14 protein-coding genes are annotated in these 17,661 nt (G+C 73.5%); 8 read left to right on the top strand and 6 right to left on the bottom strand.

Annotated elements, in window-relative coordinates:
* Window positions 1-280 precede the first annotated feature (280 nt).
* Entirely contained in the window at window positions 281-1,258 is a 978-nt protein-coding gene (locus tag ACI79Q_RS16215) for a heparin lyase I family protein (protein ID WP_456615018.1), read from the top strand.
* A gap of 3 nt (window positions 1,259-1,261) precedes the next feature.
* Here the strand turns inward: ACI79Q_RS16215 and ACI79Q_RS16210 are convergent, their stop codons facing one another.
* Together ACI79Q_RS16210 and ACI79Q_RS16205 are read right to left on the bottom strand one after the other, a co-directional pair.
* Window positions 1,262-2,593, bottom strand: coding sequence for a hypothetical protein (locus tag ACI79Q_RS16210; RefSeq protein ID WP_456596990.1), 1,332 nt, complete (start codon window positions 2,591-2,593; stop codon window positions 1,262-1,264).
* A 53-nt stretch (window positions 2,594-2,646) separates the two neighbouring features.
* Window positions 2,647-3,966: a UDP-glucose dehydrogenase family protein gene (locus ACI79Q_RS16205; protein ID WP_456615017.1), complete on the bottom strand. Its 1,320-nt coding sequence runs from the start codon at window positions 3,964-3,966 to the stop codon at window positions 2,647-2,649.
* Window positions 3,967-4,291: 325 nt separating this feature from the next.
* Here ACI79Q_RS16205 and ACI79Q_RS16200 point away from each other — a divergent pair, with 325 nt between their 5' ends.
* The 5 genes from ACI79Q_RS16200 to ACI79Q_RS16180 all read left to right on the top strand — a co-directional run bounded on the left by ACI79Q_RS16200 (window position 4,292) and on the right by ACI79Q_RS16180 (window position 11,411).
* Window positions 4,292-5,791 carry an O-antigen ligase family protein gene (locus ACI79Q_RS16200; RefSeq protein ID WP_456596992.1) on the top strand — a complete coding sequence of 500 codons (1,500 nt, stop codon included), beginning with the start codon at window positions 4,292-4,294 and terminating at the stop codon, window positions 5,789-5,791.
* Between the two features lie 133 nt (window positions 5,792-5,924).
* Window positions 5,925-6,890: a glycosyltransferase gene (locus ACI79Q_RS16195; protein WP_456613175.1), complete on the top strand. Its 966-nt coding sequence runs from the start codon at window positions 5,925-5,927 to the stop codon at window positions 6,888-6,890.
* Window positions 6,887-7,924 carry a glycosyltransferase family 4 protein gene (locus tag ACI79Q_RS16190; RefSeq protein WP_456615016.1) on the top strand — a complete coding sequence of 346 codons (1,038 nt, stop codon included), beginning with the start codon at window positions 6,887-6,889 and terminating at the stop codon, window positions 7,922-7,924. Before ACI79Q_RS16195 ends, ACI79Q_RS16190 begins: the two co-directional genes overlap by 4 nt.
* A 151-nt stretch (window positions 7,925-8,075) precedes the next feature.
* The gene (locus tag ACI79Q_RS16185) at window positions 8,076-9,641 is read left to right on the top strand and encodes a polysaccharide biosynthesis tyrosine autokinase (RefSeq protein ID WP_456613173.1); all 1,566 of its coding nucleotides are present in this window, start codon (window positions 8,076-8,078) and stop codon (window positions 9,639-9,641) included.
* A gap of 294 nt (window positions 9,642-9,935) precedes the next feature.
* Complete coding sequence (locus ACI79Q_RS16180; protein ID WP_456615015.1) at window positions 9,936-11,411, top strand: sugar transferase; 1,476 nt, start codon at window positions 9,936-9,938, stop codon at window positions 11,409-11,411.
* Between the two features lie 22 nt (window positions 11,412-11,433).
* Here ACI79Q_RS16180 and ACI79Q_RS16175 read toward each other — a convergent pair whose 3' ends face one another.
* Both ACI79Q_RS16175 and ACI79Q_RS16170 read right to left on the bottom strand, forming a co-directional pair.
* Window positions 11,434-12,546 carry a glycosyltransferase family 4 protein gene (locus ACI79Q_RS16175; protein WP_456615014.1) on the bottom strand — a complete coding sequence of 371 codons (1,113 nt, stop codon included), beginning with the start codon at window positions 12,544-12,546 and terminating at the stop codon, window positions 11,434-11,436.
* Window positions 12,547-12,556: 10 nt separating this feature from the next.
* Complete coding sequence (locus ACI79Q_RS16170; protein WP_456615013.1) at window positions 12,557-13,393, bottom strand: ATP-grasp fold amidoligase family protein; 837 nt, start codon at window positions 13,391-13,393, stop codon at window positions 12,557-12,559.
* A 250-nt stretch (window positions 13,394-13,643) separates the two neighbouring features.
* Between ACI79Q_RS16170 and ACI79Q_RS16165 the strand changes: the two genes are divergently transcribed.
* Window positions 13,644-14,450 carry an arsenate reductase/protein-tyrosine-phosphatase family protein gene (locus tag ACI79Q_RS16165; protein WP_456615012.1) on the top strand — a complete coding sequence of 269 codons (807 nt, stop codon included), beginning with the start codon at window positions 13,644-13,646 and terminating at the stop codon, window positions 14,448-14,450.
* Here the strand turns inward: ACI79Q_RS16165 and ACI79Q_RS16160 are convergent.
* Window positions 14,447-14,617, bottom strand: a complete 171-nt coding sequence (locus ACI79Q_RS16160) for a hypothetical protein (protein ID WP_456588369.1) — start codon at window positions 14,615-14,617, stop codon at window positions 14,447-14,449. The genes ACI79Q_RS16165 and ACI79Q_RS16160 overlap by 4 nt on opposite strands.
* A gap of 205 nt (window positions 14,618-14,822) precedes the next feature.
* On the opposite strand from ACI79Q_RS16160, the gene ACI79Q_RS16155 reads away from it, so the two are divergent.
* Window positions 14,823-16,085, top strand: coding sequence for a hypothetical protein (locus ACI79Q_RS16155; protein ID WP_456597000.1), 1,263 nt, complete (start codon window positions 14,823-14,825; stop codon window positions 16,083-16,085).
* 57 nt (window positions 16,086-16,142) lie between these two features.
* On the opposite strand, the gene ACI79Q_RS16150 is transcribed toward ACI79Q_RS16155, so the two are convergent.
* Entirely contained in the window at window positions 16,143-17,648 is a 1,506-nt protein-coding gene (locus ACI79Q_RS16150; RefSeq protein ID WP_456615011.1) for a sugar transferase, read from the bottom strand.
* Window positions 17,649-17,661: the final 13 nt, after the last annotated feature.

Raw genomic sequence — 17,661 nt, 5'->3', positions numbered from 1 at the left:
CGGGCACCTCGGGCTGCTCGTCCACGACACGCCCGGGGAAGATCATCGCTACCGACAATAAGGGCTGCTCGGCGTCCCCGCTGCGCATCGGGGAACACGGGGCATGAACACCTCGTTTCCACCTGCGTGGCGGTGACCCTGCGGTCACGAGCCTGCGATGAGTAACCTCGGGCGGCCCGCCCAGGGCTGCCCGGTGCGGGCTCGTGCCGGGGGGAGCAGGCCGTCGTCCGGGGCGCTGCGTCGCCCACCGCGCTGATACCAGGACCAAGAGGGAACCGCAGTGACTCGAGGACGACGACGGCTCCCGCTCGCCCTGGCGGTGGCGGCGTCGCTGGTCCTGAGTGCCTGCGGCTCGGGCGACTCCGACGACGGCCAGGAGGAATCCCCGCACGCCACCGCGCAGCCGACGTCGACCCCGATCGAGAGCACCGCCATCCCGCGGGCCGAGCTCGATCCGGTCTCGACGACGGGGGACCGGTTCACCACCTCCCGGTCGAGGTCCTCCGCCACCTCGGGATCGACGTCGTCGGACCAGCCGGCGGAGCCCGAGCAGGTGTGGAGCTACGCCGACGGCGACTTCTCCGACTGGAGCGAGGTGCAGGCTGCCCGGCCCGAGCAGGTGCGGGTCGTCGACGAGCCGGTCCGCCCCGGGTACGAGTACTCCGCCGCCTTCTCCGCCCGCCCGGGCGACTTCACCTTCGGCGTCGACACCACCATCCGCGGGGAGGTGCGCTCGACCATCGAGGAGGCCGGCGCCCCCCGCGAGGGCGACGTGCAGTGGTACTCGTGGTCGACGTACTTCCCCGAGGACTTCCTGTGGGACGGCGGCGGCGAGTTCCTGATCTACACCCAGTGGCACCAGACCGCGAACGAGGGGTCGCCCAACGTCGACCTCTGGGTCACCCCGGGGCCGCAGCCCGAGATCCGGCTCTCCGTGCGTGGCGGGCTGCAGGGCCGCGAGTCCGCGCAGTACGTCGCCACCTACGACCTCGGCCCGCTGGAGCGGGGCGAGTGGCTGGACCACACCGTCCGCATCGAGTGGTCCACCGACCCGGAGAAGGGCGGCGTGCAGGTGTGGATCAACGACGAGCGGCTGGTCAACGCCGTCGCGGCGACCCTGTTCGAGGGGCAGAGCGTCTACTTCAAGCAGGGCATCTACGCGGCGAGCAACACCCGGCGCGAGCACACCCTCTACTTCTCCGACGCCCGCTGGGGCGAGTCGCGGAAGAGCGTCGCGCTCGACGCGGCGGCCGACTGACGGCTACTGCGCCGTGGACGCCGGCGAGCCCAGCGGGTTCTTGCCGGTCGGGGCGTCCTCCAGGACCTCGACGGCCTCGTCGCCGGCCGTGCCCTCCTCCGGCGGCGGGGTCCTCGGCACGACCCGGACGGCGACCAGCCAGCTCACCAGCGACATCGTCGCGGCGGCGATCACCAGCCCCGCCATCAGGCCCGTGCGGCCCCAGACGGCGGTCAGCGCGACGGGCAGGAGCACCGCGATCGGCGCCACCGCGATCCGCACCTTCAGTGCGGCCCCGGTGTTGCGCGAACCGCGCATCGCCAGCAGCGCTCCGTGCGTGATGCCGAACAGCACCATCTGCACGCTCACCGCGGCCACCAGCCAGCCCGAGCCCCACGACTCGCCGAACAGCGCCTGCCCGACGCCCTGCGGCAGCAGCACGAGCACCGTGCCGTACACCACGGCGACACCGGCCAGCGCCAGCGAGGCGAACCGGCCGATGCGCAACGCCCGGTTCCGGTCGGACTCCACCGCGCTCGCCACCATCGGCAGGCAGATGACGCTCGCGGCGGCCACGGTGATGTTGAGCGGGCCGTTGGCCACCTGCGCGGCCTTCAGCGAGCCGAGCAGCGCGGTGCTCGCCACCAGCGGCAGCACGAAGATCGTCAGCTGGCCGGAGCCCGAGGAGAGCGCGAAGTCGCCGAGCAGCGGGCCGGACACCGGCCACATCGCCCGTAGCCGCGCCCGCAGGTGCAGGGGCTCGCGGCGCAGCCGGAAGGCGACCAGGCCGATCACGTCGGCCAGCAGCGCGCCGAGGATCCACAGGCCCAGGACGACGGCGGTGCCCGAGATGACGTCGGTCAGGGCCAGCACGGTGGCGACGATCATCACGACCAGCCAGACGCCGTCCAGCAGCACCGCCCGGCCCGGCCGCTGCTCGAAGAAGCCGACGTAGCGGAGCGCGTCCTGCACCAGCAGGGCGGGCAGCCCCAGGAAGAACACCACCCAGGCGACGTCCAGGGGGGTGGCCAGCAGGAGCAGGCCGACCGGGATGCCGATGGCCCCGACCGCCGCCGCCGACGCCACGGCGACCAGGTGCACCGGCGCGCCCTTGAGCACGTTCCGCTGGGTGATGAGCAGCGGGTCGAGGACCGCGGCGCGGGTTCCGCCCAGCAGCAGCCAGTAGATGCTGTAGATGATCGCGAACTCGCCGAAGACGCTCGCGCTCACGCCGGAGGCGATCGCCACCGACAGCAGCATGTTGCTGGCGCTGGAGATCGCCTGGTCGGCGACGGTGAGCCCCCGGCTGACCAGCTTCCCCCCGCGCAGGGCGCGGCCCAGCCGTCGGATCACCATCGGGCGGCGCGGAGGGTCAGCGGCACGGCAGACGAGATCGGCGGATCAGGGGGTCAGCCGGCGCGGCGGCCGAGCGCCCGGTAGGTCCAGCCCGCGGCGGTCCACTCGCTGCGGCTCAGCGCGTTGCGGCCGTCGAGCACCCGCTTCTGCGACACCACCCGGCCGAACGCCACCGGGTCCAGCTCGCGGTACTGCTTCCACTCGGTGAGCACCAGCACGGCGTCGGCGCCCTCGGCCGCCTCCTCCGGCGTGGCCGCGTAGTCCAGCTGCGGCCACTGCCGGCGGCTGTTCTCGATGGCGGCCGGGTCGGTCACCCGGACGACGGCGCCCTGCAGCTGTAGCTGGGCGGCGACGTTCAGCGCCGGGGAGTCGCGGATGTCGTCGCTGTCGGGCTTGAACGCCGCACCCAGGACGGCGACCTTCTTGCCCAGCAGCGAACCGTCGAGCACATCGCGGGCCAGCTCCACCATGCGGATGCGCCGCCGCATGTTGATGTTGTCGACCTCGCGCAGGAACGTCAGCGCCTGGTCGGCGCCCAGCTCCCCGGCGCGGGCCATGAAGGCGCGGATGTCCTTGGGCAGGCAGCCGCCGCCGAAGCCGAGGCCGGCGTTGAGGAACTTGCGGCCGATCCGGTCGTCGTAGCCGATCGCGTCGGCGAGCAACTTCACGTCGGCGCCGGTCGCCTCGCACAGCTCGGCCATGGCGTTGATGAAGGAGATCTTGGTGGCCAGGAACGAGTTGGCGGCGGTCTTCACCATCTCGGCGGTGGCGTAGTCGCTCTCCACCTTGGGCGTGCCCCGCGCGACGATCGTCGCGTACACCTCGTCCAGCAGCTTCCGGGCCGTCTCGGCGTCGGGCCCGACCGGCAGGCCGTAGACCAGCCGGTCGGGGTGCAGCGTGTCCTGGACGGCGAAGCCCTCGCGCAGGAACTCGGGGTTCCACGCCAGCAGGGCGCCGGGCACCTTCTCGTCGATCAGCTCGGCCAGCCGGGCCGCCGTCCCCACCGGCACGGTGGACTTGCCGACGACGAGCTCGCCGGGGGAGAGGACCTCGAGCAGCGACTCGACGGCGCCCTGCACGTAGCGCATGTCGGCGGCGTACTCGCCGCGCTTCTGCGGGGTGCCGACGCAGACGAAGTGGACGGCGGAGCCGGCCGCATCGGCCATGTCGGTGGTGAAGCGCAGCCGCCCGGTGGCCAGGGTGCGCTCGAGCAGCTCCTCGAAGCCCGGCTCGAAGAAGGGCGCCTGGGCCTTGGCCAGCGAGTCGATCTTCGCCTGGTCCACGTCGATGCCGACGACGTCGTGACCCAGCTCGGCCATCGAGGCGGCGTGCACCGCGCCCAGGTATCCGCAGCCGATGACCGAGATCTTCACGCAGTGCTCCTGTAGTCCGAGTGGGGGGAGTGGTCGGGCAGGTCTGGCCCCGGCGTTCCCCGTCCGTCCGTTGCAGGCCTCCGCCATGTTCGACCACGCACCACCCGGAACGCCAGCCGGACGGCGACGGGGAGGGGCAGAATCCACCGTGCAGGTGGCGGTGGCCCCGCGGCCGTGTGACGGCAGCCATACCCAGGCGTCGCCCGGCCGGGGGGTCGCGGCGGCGTGGCATTGTCGGAGCACCGGTACGCGTGGAACGCTCGCGTCGGACCAGCGGGGACCGTATCGCCCGGAGCGAGCGGCCCGTGGCGTGGAAGGGGTCGGGGTGGGTGACGCGCTGACCAGGACCGTGCCCCGCTCGCTGCTCGTCTGCGTGCTCGCCGTCGTCGGGCTCACCGTGGCGGCGTCCTACCAGCCGGTCCCGGTGCTCCTGCTGGTGGTCGGCGTCCCGGTGCTCGTGTGGGGCTGTCAGCACCCCAAGCGCTTCGTCGCGGCCGCCGTCCTGATCAGCCTGTTCAACAAGTCGGCCGCCCAGGTGAGCGGCATCGCCCAGGTGGACTACCTCGACGAGGCGGCGATCGGGGCCACGCTGCTCGTCTGCGTCGGGCCCCGGCTGCTCCGCGGCGAGCCGCTCCGGACCTTCCCGGGGCTGGGCTGGTTCGCCCTCTACGGGGTACTGGGGGTGGTCAGCGGGCTGGTCGCGAACGTGCCGCTCGTCGTCCTGGCCTCGGGCGCGGCGCTGGCCGGCAAGGGCATCCTGCTCGCGCTGGCCGTGGCGCAGCTGCGCTGGTCCAGCGCGGACGTGCGCCGCCTGGCCAAGGGCGGCGTCGCCGTCCTGCTGGTCATCATCGCCTGCTGCCTGGTCAACCTCGCCATCCCGCAGACCTGGCAGAGCACGGTCGGCAACATCGACCAGCTCAGCTACCGCGCGGCCATCCCGTCGCTGATCGGGCCGTTCGTCGAGCCGGGCACGCTCGGCATCATGGCCGCCCTGGGGTTCCTCGGGGTCGTCGCCTGGAACACCAGCATGGGCGCGACCCGCTTCACCTGGCTGCTGTCGGCCGGCATGGCCCTGGTCGCCGTCCTCTCCTTCCGGCGCAAGACCTGGCTGGGGATGATGGGCAGCTTCCTGTGGCTGAGCTCCCGGGCCGGCCGCGCCGGCGTCTTCCCGGCGGCGCTCACCGTCGTCGCCGGCATCGTCATCGTCTTCTGGTCGACGCTGCTGAACGCGCTGCAGGGCATCGTCGCCACCTACGTGGACCAGTCCGAGGGCACCGCGGCGCGCACGCTGATGACCCGCGACTCCTTCTTCGTCGCCCAGGACTACTTCCCGCTGGGCGCCGGCTTCGGCCGGTTCGGCTCGGACACGGCCTCGGAGTTCTACAGCCCGCTCTACCTCGAGCGCGGCTACCAGTACGTCTGGGGGCTCTCCGAGCGCACCGGCAACGCGATGTTCCTCACCGACACCATGTGGCCGGCGGTGCTGGGGGAGTCCGGGTTCCTCGGCATGCTGGCGTTCCTCGCCGCGCTCGTCGCCGTGTGGCGGACCGCGAGCCGGCTGTCGCGCGACGCCGAGCCGGTGGCGCGGTTCCTCGGGCTGACCGGCATCGCCTGGCTGGTCCAGTACCTGCTGGAGTCCACCGGCAACCCGGTGTTCGTCTCCCCGCCCTCCTACATCCCCCTGTTCGTCCTGATCGGCCTGCTGGGATCGTTCGGTGCACGGTCCGCCGAGGAGGACGGGGCCGCCGGCGAGCGGCCGGGCGGAGCGCATCCGGACCGGCGGCGTGCGGAACCGGCGCGCGCGGACGTGGCGAACGTCACCTAGCCCGTCCCCGTCCGCTGCCGGCAGCCACCCCAACCGGCGAATCGGCGCGCGCGGGAAAGGCTCCGTCCCCGCGCCCCATTACGCTGCGGGAGTGCCACCACGACGGGATCGAACCGAACCGGCAGGTGAGAGGGTGGAGCTGTCCGCGGCGCTCAGCGGCAAGCGCGCCCTCCTGGTCGCCTCGACCGGTGGTCACCTCGCGCAGATCGTCCGGTGGGCCGAGCGCTTCGCCCTCCGGCCGGACTCGGTCTTCGCCACGTTCGAGTCCGAGCAGAGCCGGTCGCTGCTCGGCGGGCGTCGCGTGGTCGCTCTCGACTACGTGCCTCCGCGAGGCCTGGCACCGGCGGTCCGCGCCGCCGTCCGGCTGCACCGGGAGACCCGCCGGGAGCCCTTCGACGTCGTCCTGAGCACCGGTGCCGCGGTCGGTCTCTCCGCCTACGCGATCGCGCAGCTGCGGCGCCTCCCGTTCGTCTACATCGAGAGCGTGTCCCGCTTCGACGGGCCCTCGGCCACCGGCCGCATCCTCGAGCGGCTGCCACGGGTCCAGCGCTACTGCCAGCACGCCACGTGGGCCGACCGCCCCGGCTGGCAGCTGGGCCCCTCGCTCCTCGACGACTACACCGCCGTCCCCGCTCCCGACGGCCCCGCCCCGAGCGGCGGGGGACGCCGCGTCTTCGTCAGCCTCGGCACCATCAAGCCGTTCCGCTTCGACGCGCTGGTCGACGCGGTGCGGGACGGGGTGCGGCCCGGCGACACCGTCACCTGGCAGCTGGGCGCCACGACGCGCGACGACCTGCCGGGGGACGTGAACCAGGAGATGCGCGCCGAGGACTTCGACCGCCTGGTGGCCAAGAGCGACGTCTTCGTCACCCACGCCGGCGTGGGCACCCTGATGCGCGCCCTCGAGCTCGGTGTCCGGCCCGTCGTCGTCCCGCGGCTGGCCGAGCGCGGCGAGCACGTCGACGACCACCAGCTGCAGGTGGCCCGTGAGCTCGCCGGGCGCGGGCTGGTCCTGCTGCGGGCGCCCGGGGAGCTGACCGCCGCGGACCTCGACCCCTCCGGCGTGGTGATCCGCCGAGCCGGGGACATGTCGGCGTGAGCCGCCCCCCGCGGCCCGCGCTGCGCATCACGCAGATCGGCAACGCGTCGCAGGGGCGCGGCGGTGTCTCCTCCGTGGTGCGCACGATGAACACCTGGAGCGGGGACGACCTCGTCGTGCGCGAGTGGCCCTCCTACTGGCACGGCGACCGGCGGCGGACCATCGCCACGTTCGCCCGGACGGCGTTGAAGGTCCTGCTCAGCCGGGCGGAGCCCACCGACGTCTGGCACTTCCACCTGACCCAGCACGGCTCCTTCCTCCGCGAGGGGCTGCTGCTCGGCATCGCCCGCCGGCGCGGGATCTGCTGCACCGCACTGGTGCACGGCTCGCAGTTCGTCGCGTTCGCCGAGGGCAACCGCCGGCTGGCCCGGCTGGTGCTGCGCTGGCCCGCGATGGTGTTCGTGCTCACCGATCCGGCGGCCGAGGTCGTGCGCTCCCTCGGCATCGACGCCGTCCGGGTGGCCAACTCCGTGCCCATCGAGGAGAGCCCGGTCGCCGACGGCCGCTCGGGGTTCGTCTTCGCCGGCGAGGTCGGGCAGCGCAAGGGCGCCGACGTCCTCCTCGACGCGTGGTCGGAGGCGCGGCTGGACGGCCAGCAGCTGATCCTCTTCGGCGACCTCGCGCCCCAGTTCCGGCTGCCCGCCCCGCTCCCCGACGGAGTGGTGTTCGAAGGGCCCGTCGCGCCGGAGCAGGTGCGCGCCCGGCTGCGGACGGCGCTCGCGCTCGTGCTGCCCAGCCGGGCGGAGGCCATGCCGATGATCATCCTCGAGTCGATGAGCCTGGCGACGCCGGTCATCGCCAGCGACGTCGGCCAGATCGCCGAGGTGGTCGACGACACGGGGATGGTCGTGCCCCCGGCCGACTCCGAGGCGCTCGGCGCGGCGCTGCGCCGGATGGCCGATTCCCCGGAGCTCGCCCTGTCGCTGGGGCGCCGCGCCTGGGAGCGCGTGCGGGCCCGGCACTCGAACGACGTCGTGCGGCGCAAGTTCGTCGAACACTGGCGCAAGTGCGTCGGCCATGGCCCGTCCGGGTGAACCCTCCCCCCGGATCCCCCGCACGATATCTAGCCTGGACGGCCCAGCAACTGCTTGAGTCGGCAGAACCGGGAATGTGCGGGCCCGCGCGACGTCCGCGACCGCCTGGAGCTCACGCCCGTGAGCGTCGATCACCGGAGACGAGGAAGTAGTGGAACTCAGAGACACCATCGCGGCCTTCCGCGCCGGGTGGTTCCTGCCCGTGATCGGGGTGCTGGTGGGCGGCGCGGTCGGGGCCGGTACCGCCCTGGCGATGACGCCGACCTACACGTCGGGGACCCAGCTGTGGGTGACCTCGACGGACGCGACCACCACCACCGCCGCCTTCCAGGGCAGCCAGTTCTCCCAGAACCGGGTGGCCTCGTACGTCCAGCTCCTCACCAGCGAGCGGCTGGCCAACGGCGTCGTCGACCGGCTCGACCTGGACCTGGCCGCGCCGGCCGTGCAGGGGAAGATCGAGGCCTCGGTCGTGCCCGACACGACCGTCCTCGACATCGTGGTCACCGACACCTCGGCCGAGCGGGCGCGCGACCTGGCGGCCGCCGTCGCCGCCGAGTTCACCGACCTGGTGGAGGAGGTCGAGGCGACCACCACGACGCCGACCGATCCCGAGGTCGAGCCGGTGACGAGCATCCCGGTGAAGGTGACCGTCCTCGACACGCCCGAGGTCGCGCAGGAGCCCGCCTCCCCGAACCTCGTCGCCAACACCGCCGTCGGCGTGCTGGTCGGCCTGCTGGTCGGCCTGGCGCTGGCCTACGCACGGGTGCGGATGGACCGCTCCGTGCGCGACGGGACGGTCGCCGCCGCGGCGGCCGGCGCCCCGGTGATCGGGACCATCGCCCGCGATCCCCACCTCGCCTCCCAGCACGTGCTCGAGCGGCACAGCCGGTCGGGCAACGCCGAGGCGTTCCGGCAGCTGCGCACCAACCTGCAGTTCCTCGACGTCGACGAGCCGCCGCGCGTGATCATGGTGTCGAGCGCGGCCGCCGCGGAGGGGAAGACCACCCTCGCCATCAACCTGGCCGTCACCCTGGCCGAGGGCGGCCACCGGGTGGCGCTGGTCGAGTCCGACCTGCGGCACCCCCGCGTGGTCAAGTACCTCGGGCTGGTCGACGGCGCCGGGCTGACCAGCGTCCTGGCCGGTACCGCCGACCTCGACGACGTCCTCCAGCCCTACGGCAACGGCCGGATGTCCGTCCTCGGCGCCGGCTCCATCCCGCCCAATCCCAGCGAGCTGCTGGCCTCCAGCCAGCTGCGCAACGTGGTCGACCGGCTGCGGGCCACCCACGACTTCGTCGTCTTCGACACCCCGCCGCTGCTGCCGGTCGCCGACGGCAGCGCCGTCGCGGCGGCCATGGACGGCGTGCTCCTCTCGGTCCGCCAGGGCAAGACCCGGCGGGACGAGGTGGAGCGGGCCGCGGCGCTCCTCGACCGGGTCGGCGCACGGATGCTGGGGGTCATCCTCAACCTCGCCCCGGCGTCGGCGCTGCCGCACGCGTACGGCTACGCGGGGGAGGGCCCCACGGAGTCCGACGAGCCGAAGCCCGGGCCCGTCGTCGCCGAGCAGGAGCCCCCTGCGGCGTCGGGCGTCATGCCGGGGGGCGACGGACGGACCGAGCCGGCGGGGGCGACCCGGATCGAGATCCCGCCGACGGCCGAGCCCGCCGGTGCTGAGCCCGCCCGTGTCGAGCGGTCGGACTTCCCGAGCCGGAGCTGAGCGCGGTCGCCGCCCCCCGGGGCGCGGCTGTGACCGGGGTCGCTGACTGATTGTAACGAAGGATCTCCGTTACGTACTGTTATGTCGTGGCCGAGACATTTCGGCCCTGAGCCGTTAACGTCGTGTCCGGCGGCTCGACCGGCCGGTGCAATGGCGCCCGGCTGCCCATGCGTGCTCACTCTCCGTACAGGTGAGCGAGGCGGTGTGTTGGCGGGTTCGCCACCACGACGACCAGACGCACCCAGGGGGCTCGGTATCTCGATGCAGGTTGCTCACGAACAGACGACTCGTGAGGTGCTGCCCGCGAAGGTGCGGACCCGCTTCTACGGCCTCCGCCGCCTGCGCGGCGAAGGCACCGAGGCCCGACGGGCGTGGCGCTCGGCCTACGTCCGCAGCATCGTCCTCGGGGATGCGGTCTGCGCCGTGCTCGCGGCCACGATCGGCTACTTCGTCCGGTTCGGCACCGAGGTCGACGGCGCGGCCCAGTACTCGCTGTGGGCCGCCCTGCTCATGCCCTTCCTGTGGCTGGCCGCCATGCACGTCGGCCGCAGCTACGAGGAGCGCTTCCTCTGGGTCGGCGCCGAGGAGTTCCGCCGGGTCCTGCACTCCGCCGCGGTCCTGCTGGCCGTCGTGGCCGTGGTCTCCTGGGGGATGGACCTGCGCGTCGCCCGCGGCTTCGTCGTCGTCGCCCTCCCGCTGGCCACGGTGCTCACCCTGCTGCACCGCTACGTGCGCCGGCAGGCGCTGCACCGGGCCCGCACCGGTGGGGCGTTCCAGCAGACCACCGTCATCGTCGGGCACCGCAACGCCGTGGCCTCGCTGCACGCCGAGCTCGACCGCGCCGCCTACCACGGCTACCAGGTCATCGGGTGCTGCCTGCCCGACGGCAAGGCGGCCGACGTGCCCACCGACTTCGACGGCCTGCCCGTCCTCGGCGGCCTCGACGAGGTGCTCGACGTGGTGAAGCGGTACGAGGTCGACACCGTCGCCGTCATGCCCAGCCCGGAGCTGGACGGCTCGTCGCTGCGCCGGCTCGGCTGGGAGCTGGAGAAGACCGAGGCCGAGCTGCTGCTCGCCCCGGCCGTCACCGAGGTCGTCGGGCCGCGGGTGGCCATCCGCCCCGTGTGCGGGCTCCCGCTGCTGCACGTCGAGCGGCCCGAGCTCCGCGGGGTGCGCCGGCTGGCCAAGACGGTGGTCGACACCTCCCTCGCCGCCGTCGCGCTGCTCCTGACGCTCCCGCTGTTTCTCGTCATCGCGCTGGCCCTGAAGACGACCAGCCGCGGCCCGGTGTTCTTCAAGCAGACCCGCGTCGGCCGCGACGGGCAGACGTTCTCCATGCTCAAGTTCCGCAGCATGGTGCAGGGCGCCGACCGGATGGTCGAGGTGCTCGAGTCCGACAACGACGGCAACGGCGTCCTCTACAAGCGGAAGGCCGACCCGCGCGTGACGCGGGTCGGGCGGGTGCTGCGCCGGTACTCCCTCGACGAGCTGCCGCAGCTGATCAACGTGCTGCGCGGCGACATGAGCCTGGTCGGCCCGCGCCCGCCGCTGCCCAGCGAGACCGAGCGCTACGGCTTCGACATGCGCCGCCGCTTCCTGGTCAAGCCGGGCATCACCGGGCTGTGGCAGATCAGCGGCCGCTCGGACCTCTCCTGGGACGACTCCGTGCGCATCGACGTGCGCTACGTGGAGAACTGGTCGCTGAGCTTCGACATGATGATCCTGTGGAAGACCCTCGGGGCCGTCCTCCGCGGCCGCGGCGCCTACTGACGCCCGGCCGGGCGGCCCCGGGTCAGCCGGCGGCCGCCTGCCACAAGGCGCGGATGTCGGCGTACATGGAGCGGGCGTCGAATCCCGCCTGCCACGTCGCGTAGGCCGCCTGCGCCATCGCGTCGCGCAGCTCCTCGCCACCCAGGAGGAGCCGCAGGTGCTCGGTCAGGGCGTCGACGTCGCCGGGCGGGACGAGGTAGCCGTTGGCGCCCGAGGTGACCAGCTCGGCCATGGCACCGACCGGGGTCGTGACGGCCGGGATGCCCCGGCTCATGGCCTCGATGACCACCATCGGCAGGCCCTCGGCGTGGCTCGGCAGGGCCAGCAGGTAGGCGTCTCGCAGGAGCTCCTGCGCCTGCGCGCGGGGGAGTGACCCCGCGTAGGTGATGCGGCCGGGGCGGGCCCGGACCGCCTCCTCCACCAGTGCGACGACGCGGGGCTCGGCCGGGGGACCGGCGAGCACCAGCTCCGCGTCGGGGACGTCGTCGAGCCGCTCGAACGCGCGCAGCAGCTCGGGCACGCCCTTGCCCTCGTCCATCCGGCCGAGCAGGAGCACCCGCTTGGTGCGACCGGCGGGCCACGGCACGACCGGCGGTGCGCCGTCCGCGACGCCGTTGTGCACGACGTGCACCCGCGCGGCGGGGACGCCCAGCTCCTCGCAGACCAGCCGGGCCCACGGCTTGCCCAGGACCACCACGAACGCCGCGCGCTGGAAGAACCGCTCGACCCGGCGCTTCGCGGCCGGCGAGAGCGTCGCGAGGAAGTCCCGGTACCCGGCGCCGTGCAGGTGGATGCCGTAGGGCAGGCCGCGCACCGCGCAGGCCCGGGCGATCGCCAGCTTGCGCCAGGTGCTGCCGCGGCTCGCCACGTGCAGGTGGACGACGTCGGCGCGCGCCGTGCCGGCCGTCAGCAGGCTGCGGGCGAACGCCACGGCCCGGTGCGGGACGGGGCCGATCCCGCCGGAGTCCACGACCCGCAGCTGCACGGGGGTGGCGCTGAGCCGGTTCTGGGTCTCCAGCTCGGCGACGACCGAGGCCATGCCGCCGGGCTGCCCGCCGGTCGGGCCGACGCTCAGGACCCGGAGCGCGCCGCCGGCGTCGTCGTGGTGGCCGGGGCCCGTCGTTCCGTTCCGCATCGTGCCCGGCTCACCGGCCCGAGACGTCGTCGAGGGCGGGCAGCGTCCACTGCTCCCCGAGCCAGGCGTCGAAGCTGGGCGGCTCGAACGGCAGCACACCCCCGCCCGGGTAGGGCGTGAACTCGCTGAACCAGATGGTGCCGTCGACGTTGTAGAGGTCGACCCGCATGAAGTCGAAGTCGCGGCCGAGCACCTCCGCCGCGTGGTTTAGCTCGGCCAGGTTCTCCGGCGGCGGGCCGGGCTCGCCGCTGCCCAGGGCGGTCGCCACGTGCAGCGGTTCCCAGTCGGCCGTGTAGAAGGTGCGTGAGTGCTGCTTGGTGAACCGGCCCGTATCGACCGACACCGCAGCGATCTTGCCGTCGAAGACCAGGTACTTGTAGTCGTCGGGCGGCGTCACGCCGTCGCCGATGGCCTCCTCGATGACGTACAGGGGGCGCGCCTCGCTGTACGCCCACTCGCCGAGCAGGACGCTCTGGTCGTCGCGCAGCCAGGTCCTCGTCTCCGCGATCGTCCGGGCGTCGACCGTCTCCTTCTCGCCGCCGAAGCGCACCAGACCGCTGCGGTGGTTGGGCTTGAGCACCCACGGCCGGTCGAACATCCGGCCGGCCACCTCGGTGAGGTCCGTGCCCGACCAGAAGGTCTCCGGCACCGAGATGCCGGCCTCCTCCTGCACCTGGGCCGCGTGGTCCTTCATCGCCAGCTTGTCGCAGGTCCAGGCCAGCAACGGGCGCCGGTCGTGGAGGATGCGCCAGTTGATCTTCTCGCCGAACGTCTGCGGTTCGTGGAGCCGCGGCAGTCGCCCGTGCCCGGCCAGGTACAGGTATCGCCGCCGGAGAGGAAGGGGCATCAGGCCGGCGACCCTGCGGTGAGCCGGCTGGAAAACGTGTCGGAGGCTCTCGTTCAAGCCGCTCCGGGGCATGCTGACCCCTTCTGGTGTGAGACGTGGGCACGCCGGCTGTGTCGGTTCCCGGCGCGCCGTCCGGCGTCCGGTGTCGCGGGCGAGCCTAGTACCCGGCGTTCCGGACCGACCTGCCGTGCAGCGCAACCACCCCATCGGAGGTGTCCGGGAACGGCCCGCACCGCCCACACTGGGTGCCGTGCCCGAGCCGCATCCGCCCGCGAACCCCGTCACCGTCCTGCTGGTGTGCACCGGGAACATCTGCCGGTCGGCCCTGGGGCAGGGGCTGGGGCGGGCCTACCTGCACGAACTCCTCGGGCCGGCGGTGTCCGACGTCCGGCTGGTCAGCGCGGGCACGCGTGCGGTCGCCGGCTCGCGGATGCACCCGCACAGCGCGCTGGTCCTGTCCGGGCTGGGCGGGGACCCCGAGGGGTTCGTGGCCCGTCAACTGGAGCCCGGGATGGTCGCCGACGCCGACCTGGTCCTCACCCTGACCCGCGACCACCGCCGCGACGTGCTGGGGATCGTGCCCCGGGCCCTGGCGCGCACCTTCACCCTGCGGGAGGCCGCGGCGCTGCTCGACGCGCTCGACGACCGGCAGCTCGCGGGGGGCGGCTTCGCCGACCGGGTCCGCGCGCTGGTCGCCGCCCTGGCCGCGGCGCGCCCTGGGCGCAGCGGCGGGGAGGACGACGACATCGCCGATCCGATCGGCCGGCCCCTGCAGGGTCACGAGGAGATGGGGCAGGCGGTGGCCGAGGCGCTGCTGCCGGTGCTGGCCGCGCTGGCCGCGCTGCACCCGTCCCTGCACGACGCGGCCGTGCCCGATCCCCGGGGGGGCGCCGCGCACGTCGACCGTGGCGGTGCCCATGCGGCCGAGGGCCGGCCGTCCGGCGAGGAGGGCCCGACCGCGGGTGGCTCCGCACCGGCGGCGGATCGGCCCGGGCGTCCCGCGCGGCGTTCGTTCGGCGTCCTGGGCTTCCGCCGGCGCGCCGGCTCCGGTTCCTAGCGCGGGGTGATCGGGGAGGTCGTCCACTCCGCGGGCACGAAGTCCGGCACCGGCGGGGTGCCCGGAGTCTGCCGGCGGTCGGCCACGCGGACCGCCCGGCCGATGACGAGCGCCAGGAGGCCGGCCAGCGTCATCCAGGCGGTCGCGAGGACCAGCAGCCATGTCATGGGACCTTCCTAGGCGGACCGCTGCGAGCGGGCCGGGTCCGACGCGGGCAGAACCTGCCGAAAATTCTTCTCGCCGCATGTGCGGGTGTCCGCGCAGGTCGGGCCGCGAGTCGCTTAGCAGAACCGGGGGCGGCTCGGCGCGAAGCCCGAGAAATTCACTCGATCGGGCTTGGCGTTACGTAATCGTGACGCTACCTTCTGTCGCGTGTCACGAACCGCTTACCGACAGTGGCGAAACCACCAGCCCCGCCGCAGGCGTCTCTCCCGACGTCGGCTGGCGCAGCTCTCCCTCGCCCTGGTCGGCATCCTCCCGCTCAGCTACCCACTCGTGCAGAACCAGGGGGCCGACGTCGTCGCGAGCCAGTCCCCGCAGCCCGCGGAGACCCGGGACTCCCGCCCCGCGGCGCAGCCCCCCGTCGGTGCCCCGCCGGCCGTCGACACCCCCGCCCCCGCCGGCACCCAGGCGCAGGCTCCGGTCCCGAACGAGCAGCCGGCCCCGGTCGCCGATTCCCGGACCGGCACGCGCCCCACCGGCCCGACGACCACGGCTCCCACCGCGCCTGCCCCGGCTCCCGCGCCCACGCAGCCCGCGACCACCCCCGCGAAGCCCGTCGCCGCTCCCGCGAGCGGCGCCCTCAGCTGGGCCCCGCCGGCCGGCTGGCAGAACTACCCGGTCACCAACGTCACCCCGAGCAACTCGGTCACGACCATCGGGGCCCGGGGCGGCGACGTCCTGGTCAAGCTGCCCGCCGACCGCCCGGCCGGGCCGATCACCATCGCCAACTGCCGCAACGCCGTCATCATGGGCGGGCAGATCACCGTCGCGCCCACCGCCCGCTTCGGCAACGACGACCAGCGCGCCATCTACGTGCACAAGTGCACCGGCACCGTGCACATCGAGGGCGTCCTCATCAACGGCAACGTCCCGGGCTCCCAGGCCGACGGCATCGCCGTGAACGCCCCCGAGGCCACCGTGCAGATCCAGAACGTCCGCATGGAGGCCCTGCGCGGCACCTACTCGGTGAACCACGCCGACGTCTTCCAGCCGTGGGGCGGGGTGCGCGAGTACCGGATCGACCGGCTCAGCGGCACGACCAACTACCAGGGCATCCAGGTCCGCCAGGACCTCGGCGCCATCGGCAAGGGCACCATCCGGAACACCAACGTCGGCAGCTCCGAGGTGAACCCGATCGAGCGGGGCGGGCAGTTCATCCGCATCGACTGCAACACCTACCCGCTGGCCCTCGAGAACGTCTACCTCGACCCGCGCTCCGGCCGGGACATGGGCTACAGCGTGTGGCCGCAGACCGATGACCGCAGCTGCCCCGCGAAGATCAGCAACGGCGTCGTCTCGTGGCCGTCGATCGGGAACCTGACCGGCACCCTCACGCAGGGCAAGCCCGCGTCGGGTGACTTCGTCCCGGCCGGCTCCGTCGGCATCGGGTACGTCAGCCCCGGTTATCGCTGACCCGACGGTGGGGGGCGGGTGCCGCGCGAGACGCGCGGCGCCCGCCCCTTCGGCGTCTCAGTACGCACCGCGACCGGTGAGGACCGCCCCCACCGTCCGCCACAGGATCATCAGGTCCAGCATCAGGGACCAGTTCTCCACGTAGTGGATGTCCAGCCGCACCGAGTCGGTCCAGGACAGGTCGGACCTGCCGCTCACCTGCCACAGCCCGGTCAGGCCGGGCTTGACCACCAGCCGGCGGTGCATCTCCACCCCGTACCGCTCGACCTCCGAGGGCAGCGGCGGGCGGGGGCCGACCATCGACATCTCCCCGCGGAGGATGTTGATCAGCTGGGGCAGCTCGTCGACCGAGTACCGCCGCAGGACCCGGCCCACCCGCGTCACCCGCGGGTCGCGCCGCATCTTGAACAGCACGCCGTTGCCGTCGTTCACCGGGGCCAGGCGGGTGACCAGGCGGTCGGCCCCGACGTGCATGCTCCGGAACTTCAGCATCGGGAACCGGTGCCCGTCCCGGCCCACCCGCACCTGGCGGTAGAACACCGGCCCCGGGCTGTCGAGCTTGACGGCCAGGCCGGCGACGACGAGGACCGGGCCCAGCAGCAGCAGGAGCAGGACGGCGCAGAACCGGTCGAAGGACTCCTTCACCAGCCGGTGGAGGCCGCGCAGCTCGGGCCGCTCCATCTGCAGCAGCGAGAGCCCGCACACCGGGCGCACCCGGATGCGCGGACCGGCGACCTCGGAGACGGCCGGCGCGAGCAGCAGGTCGGCCTGCGTCTTCTCCAGCTCCCAGCCCAGCCGGCGCAGCGCCGCACCGTCCAGCTCGGGGCACGGCAGGACGGCCACGGTGTCCACCTCGTACCGCTCGACGACGTCGACCACCTCGTCGAGGCCGCCGAGCACCGGCAGACCGACGGAGCCGCCGCGGGTGCCGGAGCGCGCGGGCAGGCAGCAGCCGATGACGGAGTAGCCCTGGTCGACCTCCCGGTGCAGCTGCTCCCGGAGCGCGGCCACGCCGTTGCGGTGGCCGACGAGCAGCGTCGTCTGCTGGAAGCGGCCGCGGGCCCGCTGCCGGCGCAGCCACGACCGGTGCGCCTGGCGGTGGGCGAGAGTGAGCGCGGTGGCCAGCGGCAGGGCGACGACGACGAAACCGCGGGCGACCTCCAGCTTCAGGCCCCACGAAACCGTGCCCACCAGGGCCAGCAGCAGCGCGGCGGCGAAGAAGACGCGGCGGAACTCCTCCGGCCCCTCCCACAGGTAGCGGCTCTCGTAGCTGCGGGCGACCACCATGGCGAACAGCCAGACGCCGGGCAGGGCGACGGCGATGGCCAGGGACGCGTTGGTGGCACCGACGTCCGGCGGGTGGAAGCGGGCGAGCAGACCGCTGCCGGCGGCGACGGACGCGCAGACGGCGTCCCACACGACCAGGCGGCGGACGTAGGGACCGCGCCAGGCGCGGCGGGCGGCGGTGCCCGCCCCGCGCAGCCGGTCGGCCCGCGTGAGCCGTGGAGGCGGCGCGGCACGGTGGTGGGTGAGGTGTTCGGACGGGATGGCTTCACTGCTCATCGGGTGAGTTCCC

The organism is Blastococcus sp. SYSU DS0828 (genome assembly GCF_054050975.1).
Note: the sequence above shows the minus strand (reverse complement) of the source record. Positions and strands in the feature narration are given on the sequence as shown.

Coding starts and splice junctions, on each gene's coding strand:
- ACI79Q_RS16175 (WP_456615014.1), bottom strand. CDS start 12,546: ATGCGGAACGGAACGACGGGCCCCGGCCACCACGACGACGCCGGCGGC.
- ACI79Q_RS16160 (WP_456588369.1), bottom strand. CDS start 14,617: ATGACATGGCTGCTGGTCCTCGCGACCGCCTGGATGACGCTGGCCGGC.
- ACI79Q_RS16210 (WP_456596990.1), bottom strand. CDS start 2,593: ATGGTGATCCGACGGCTGGGCCGCGCCCTGCGCGGGGGGAAGCTGGTC.
- ACI79Q_RS16150 (WP_456615011.1), bottom strand. CDS start 17,648: ATGAGCAGTGAAGCCATCCCGTCCGAACACCTCACCCACCACCGTGCC.
- ACI79Q_RS16170 (WP_456615013.1), bottom strand. CDS start 13,393: ATGCCCCTTCCTCTCCGGCGGCGATACCTGTACCTGGCCGGGCACGGG.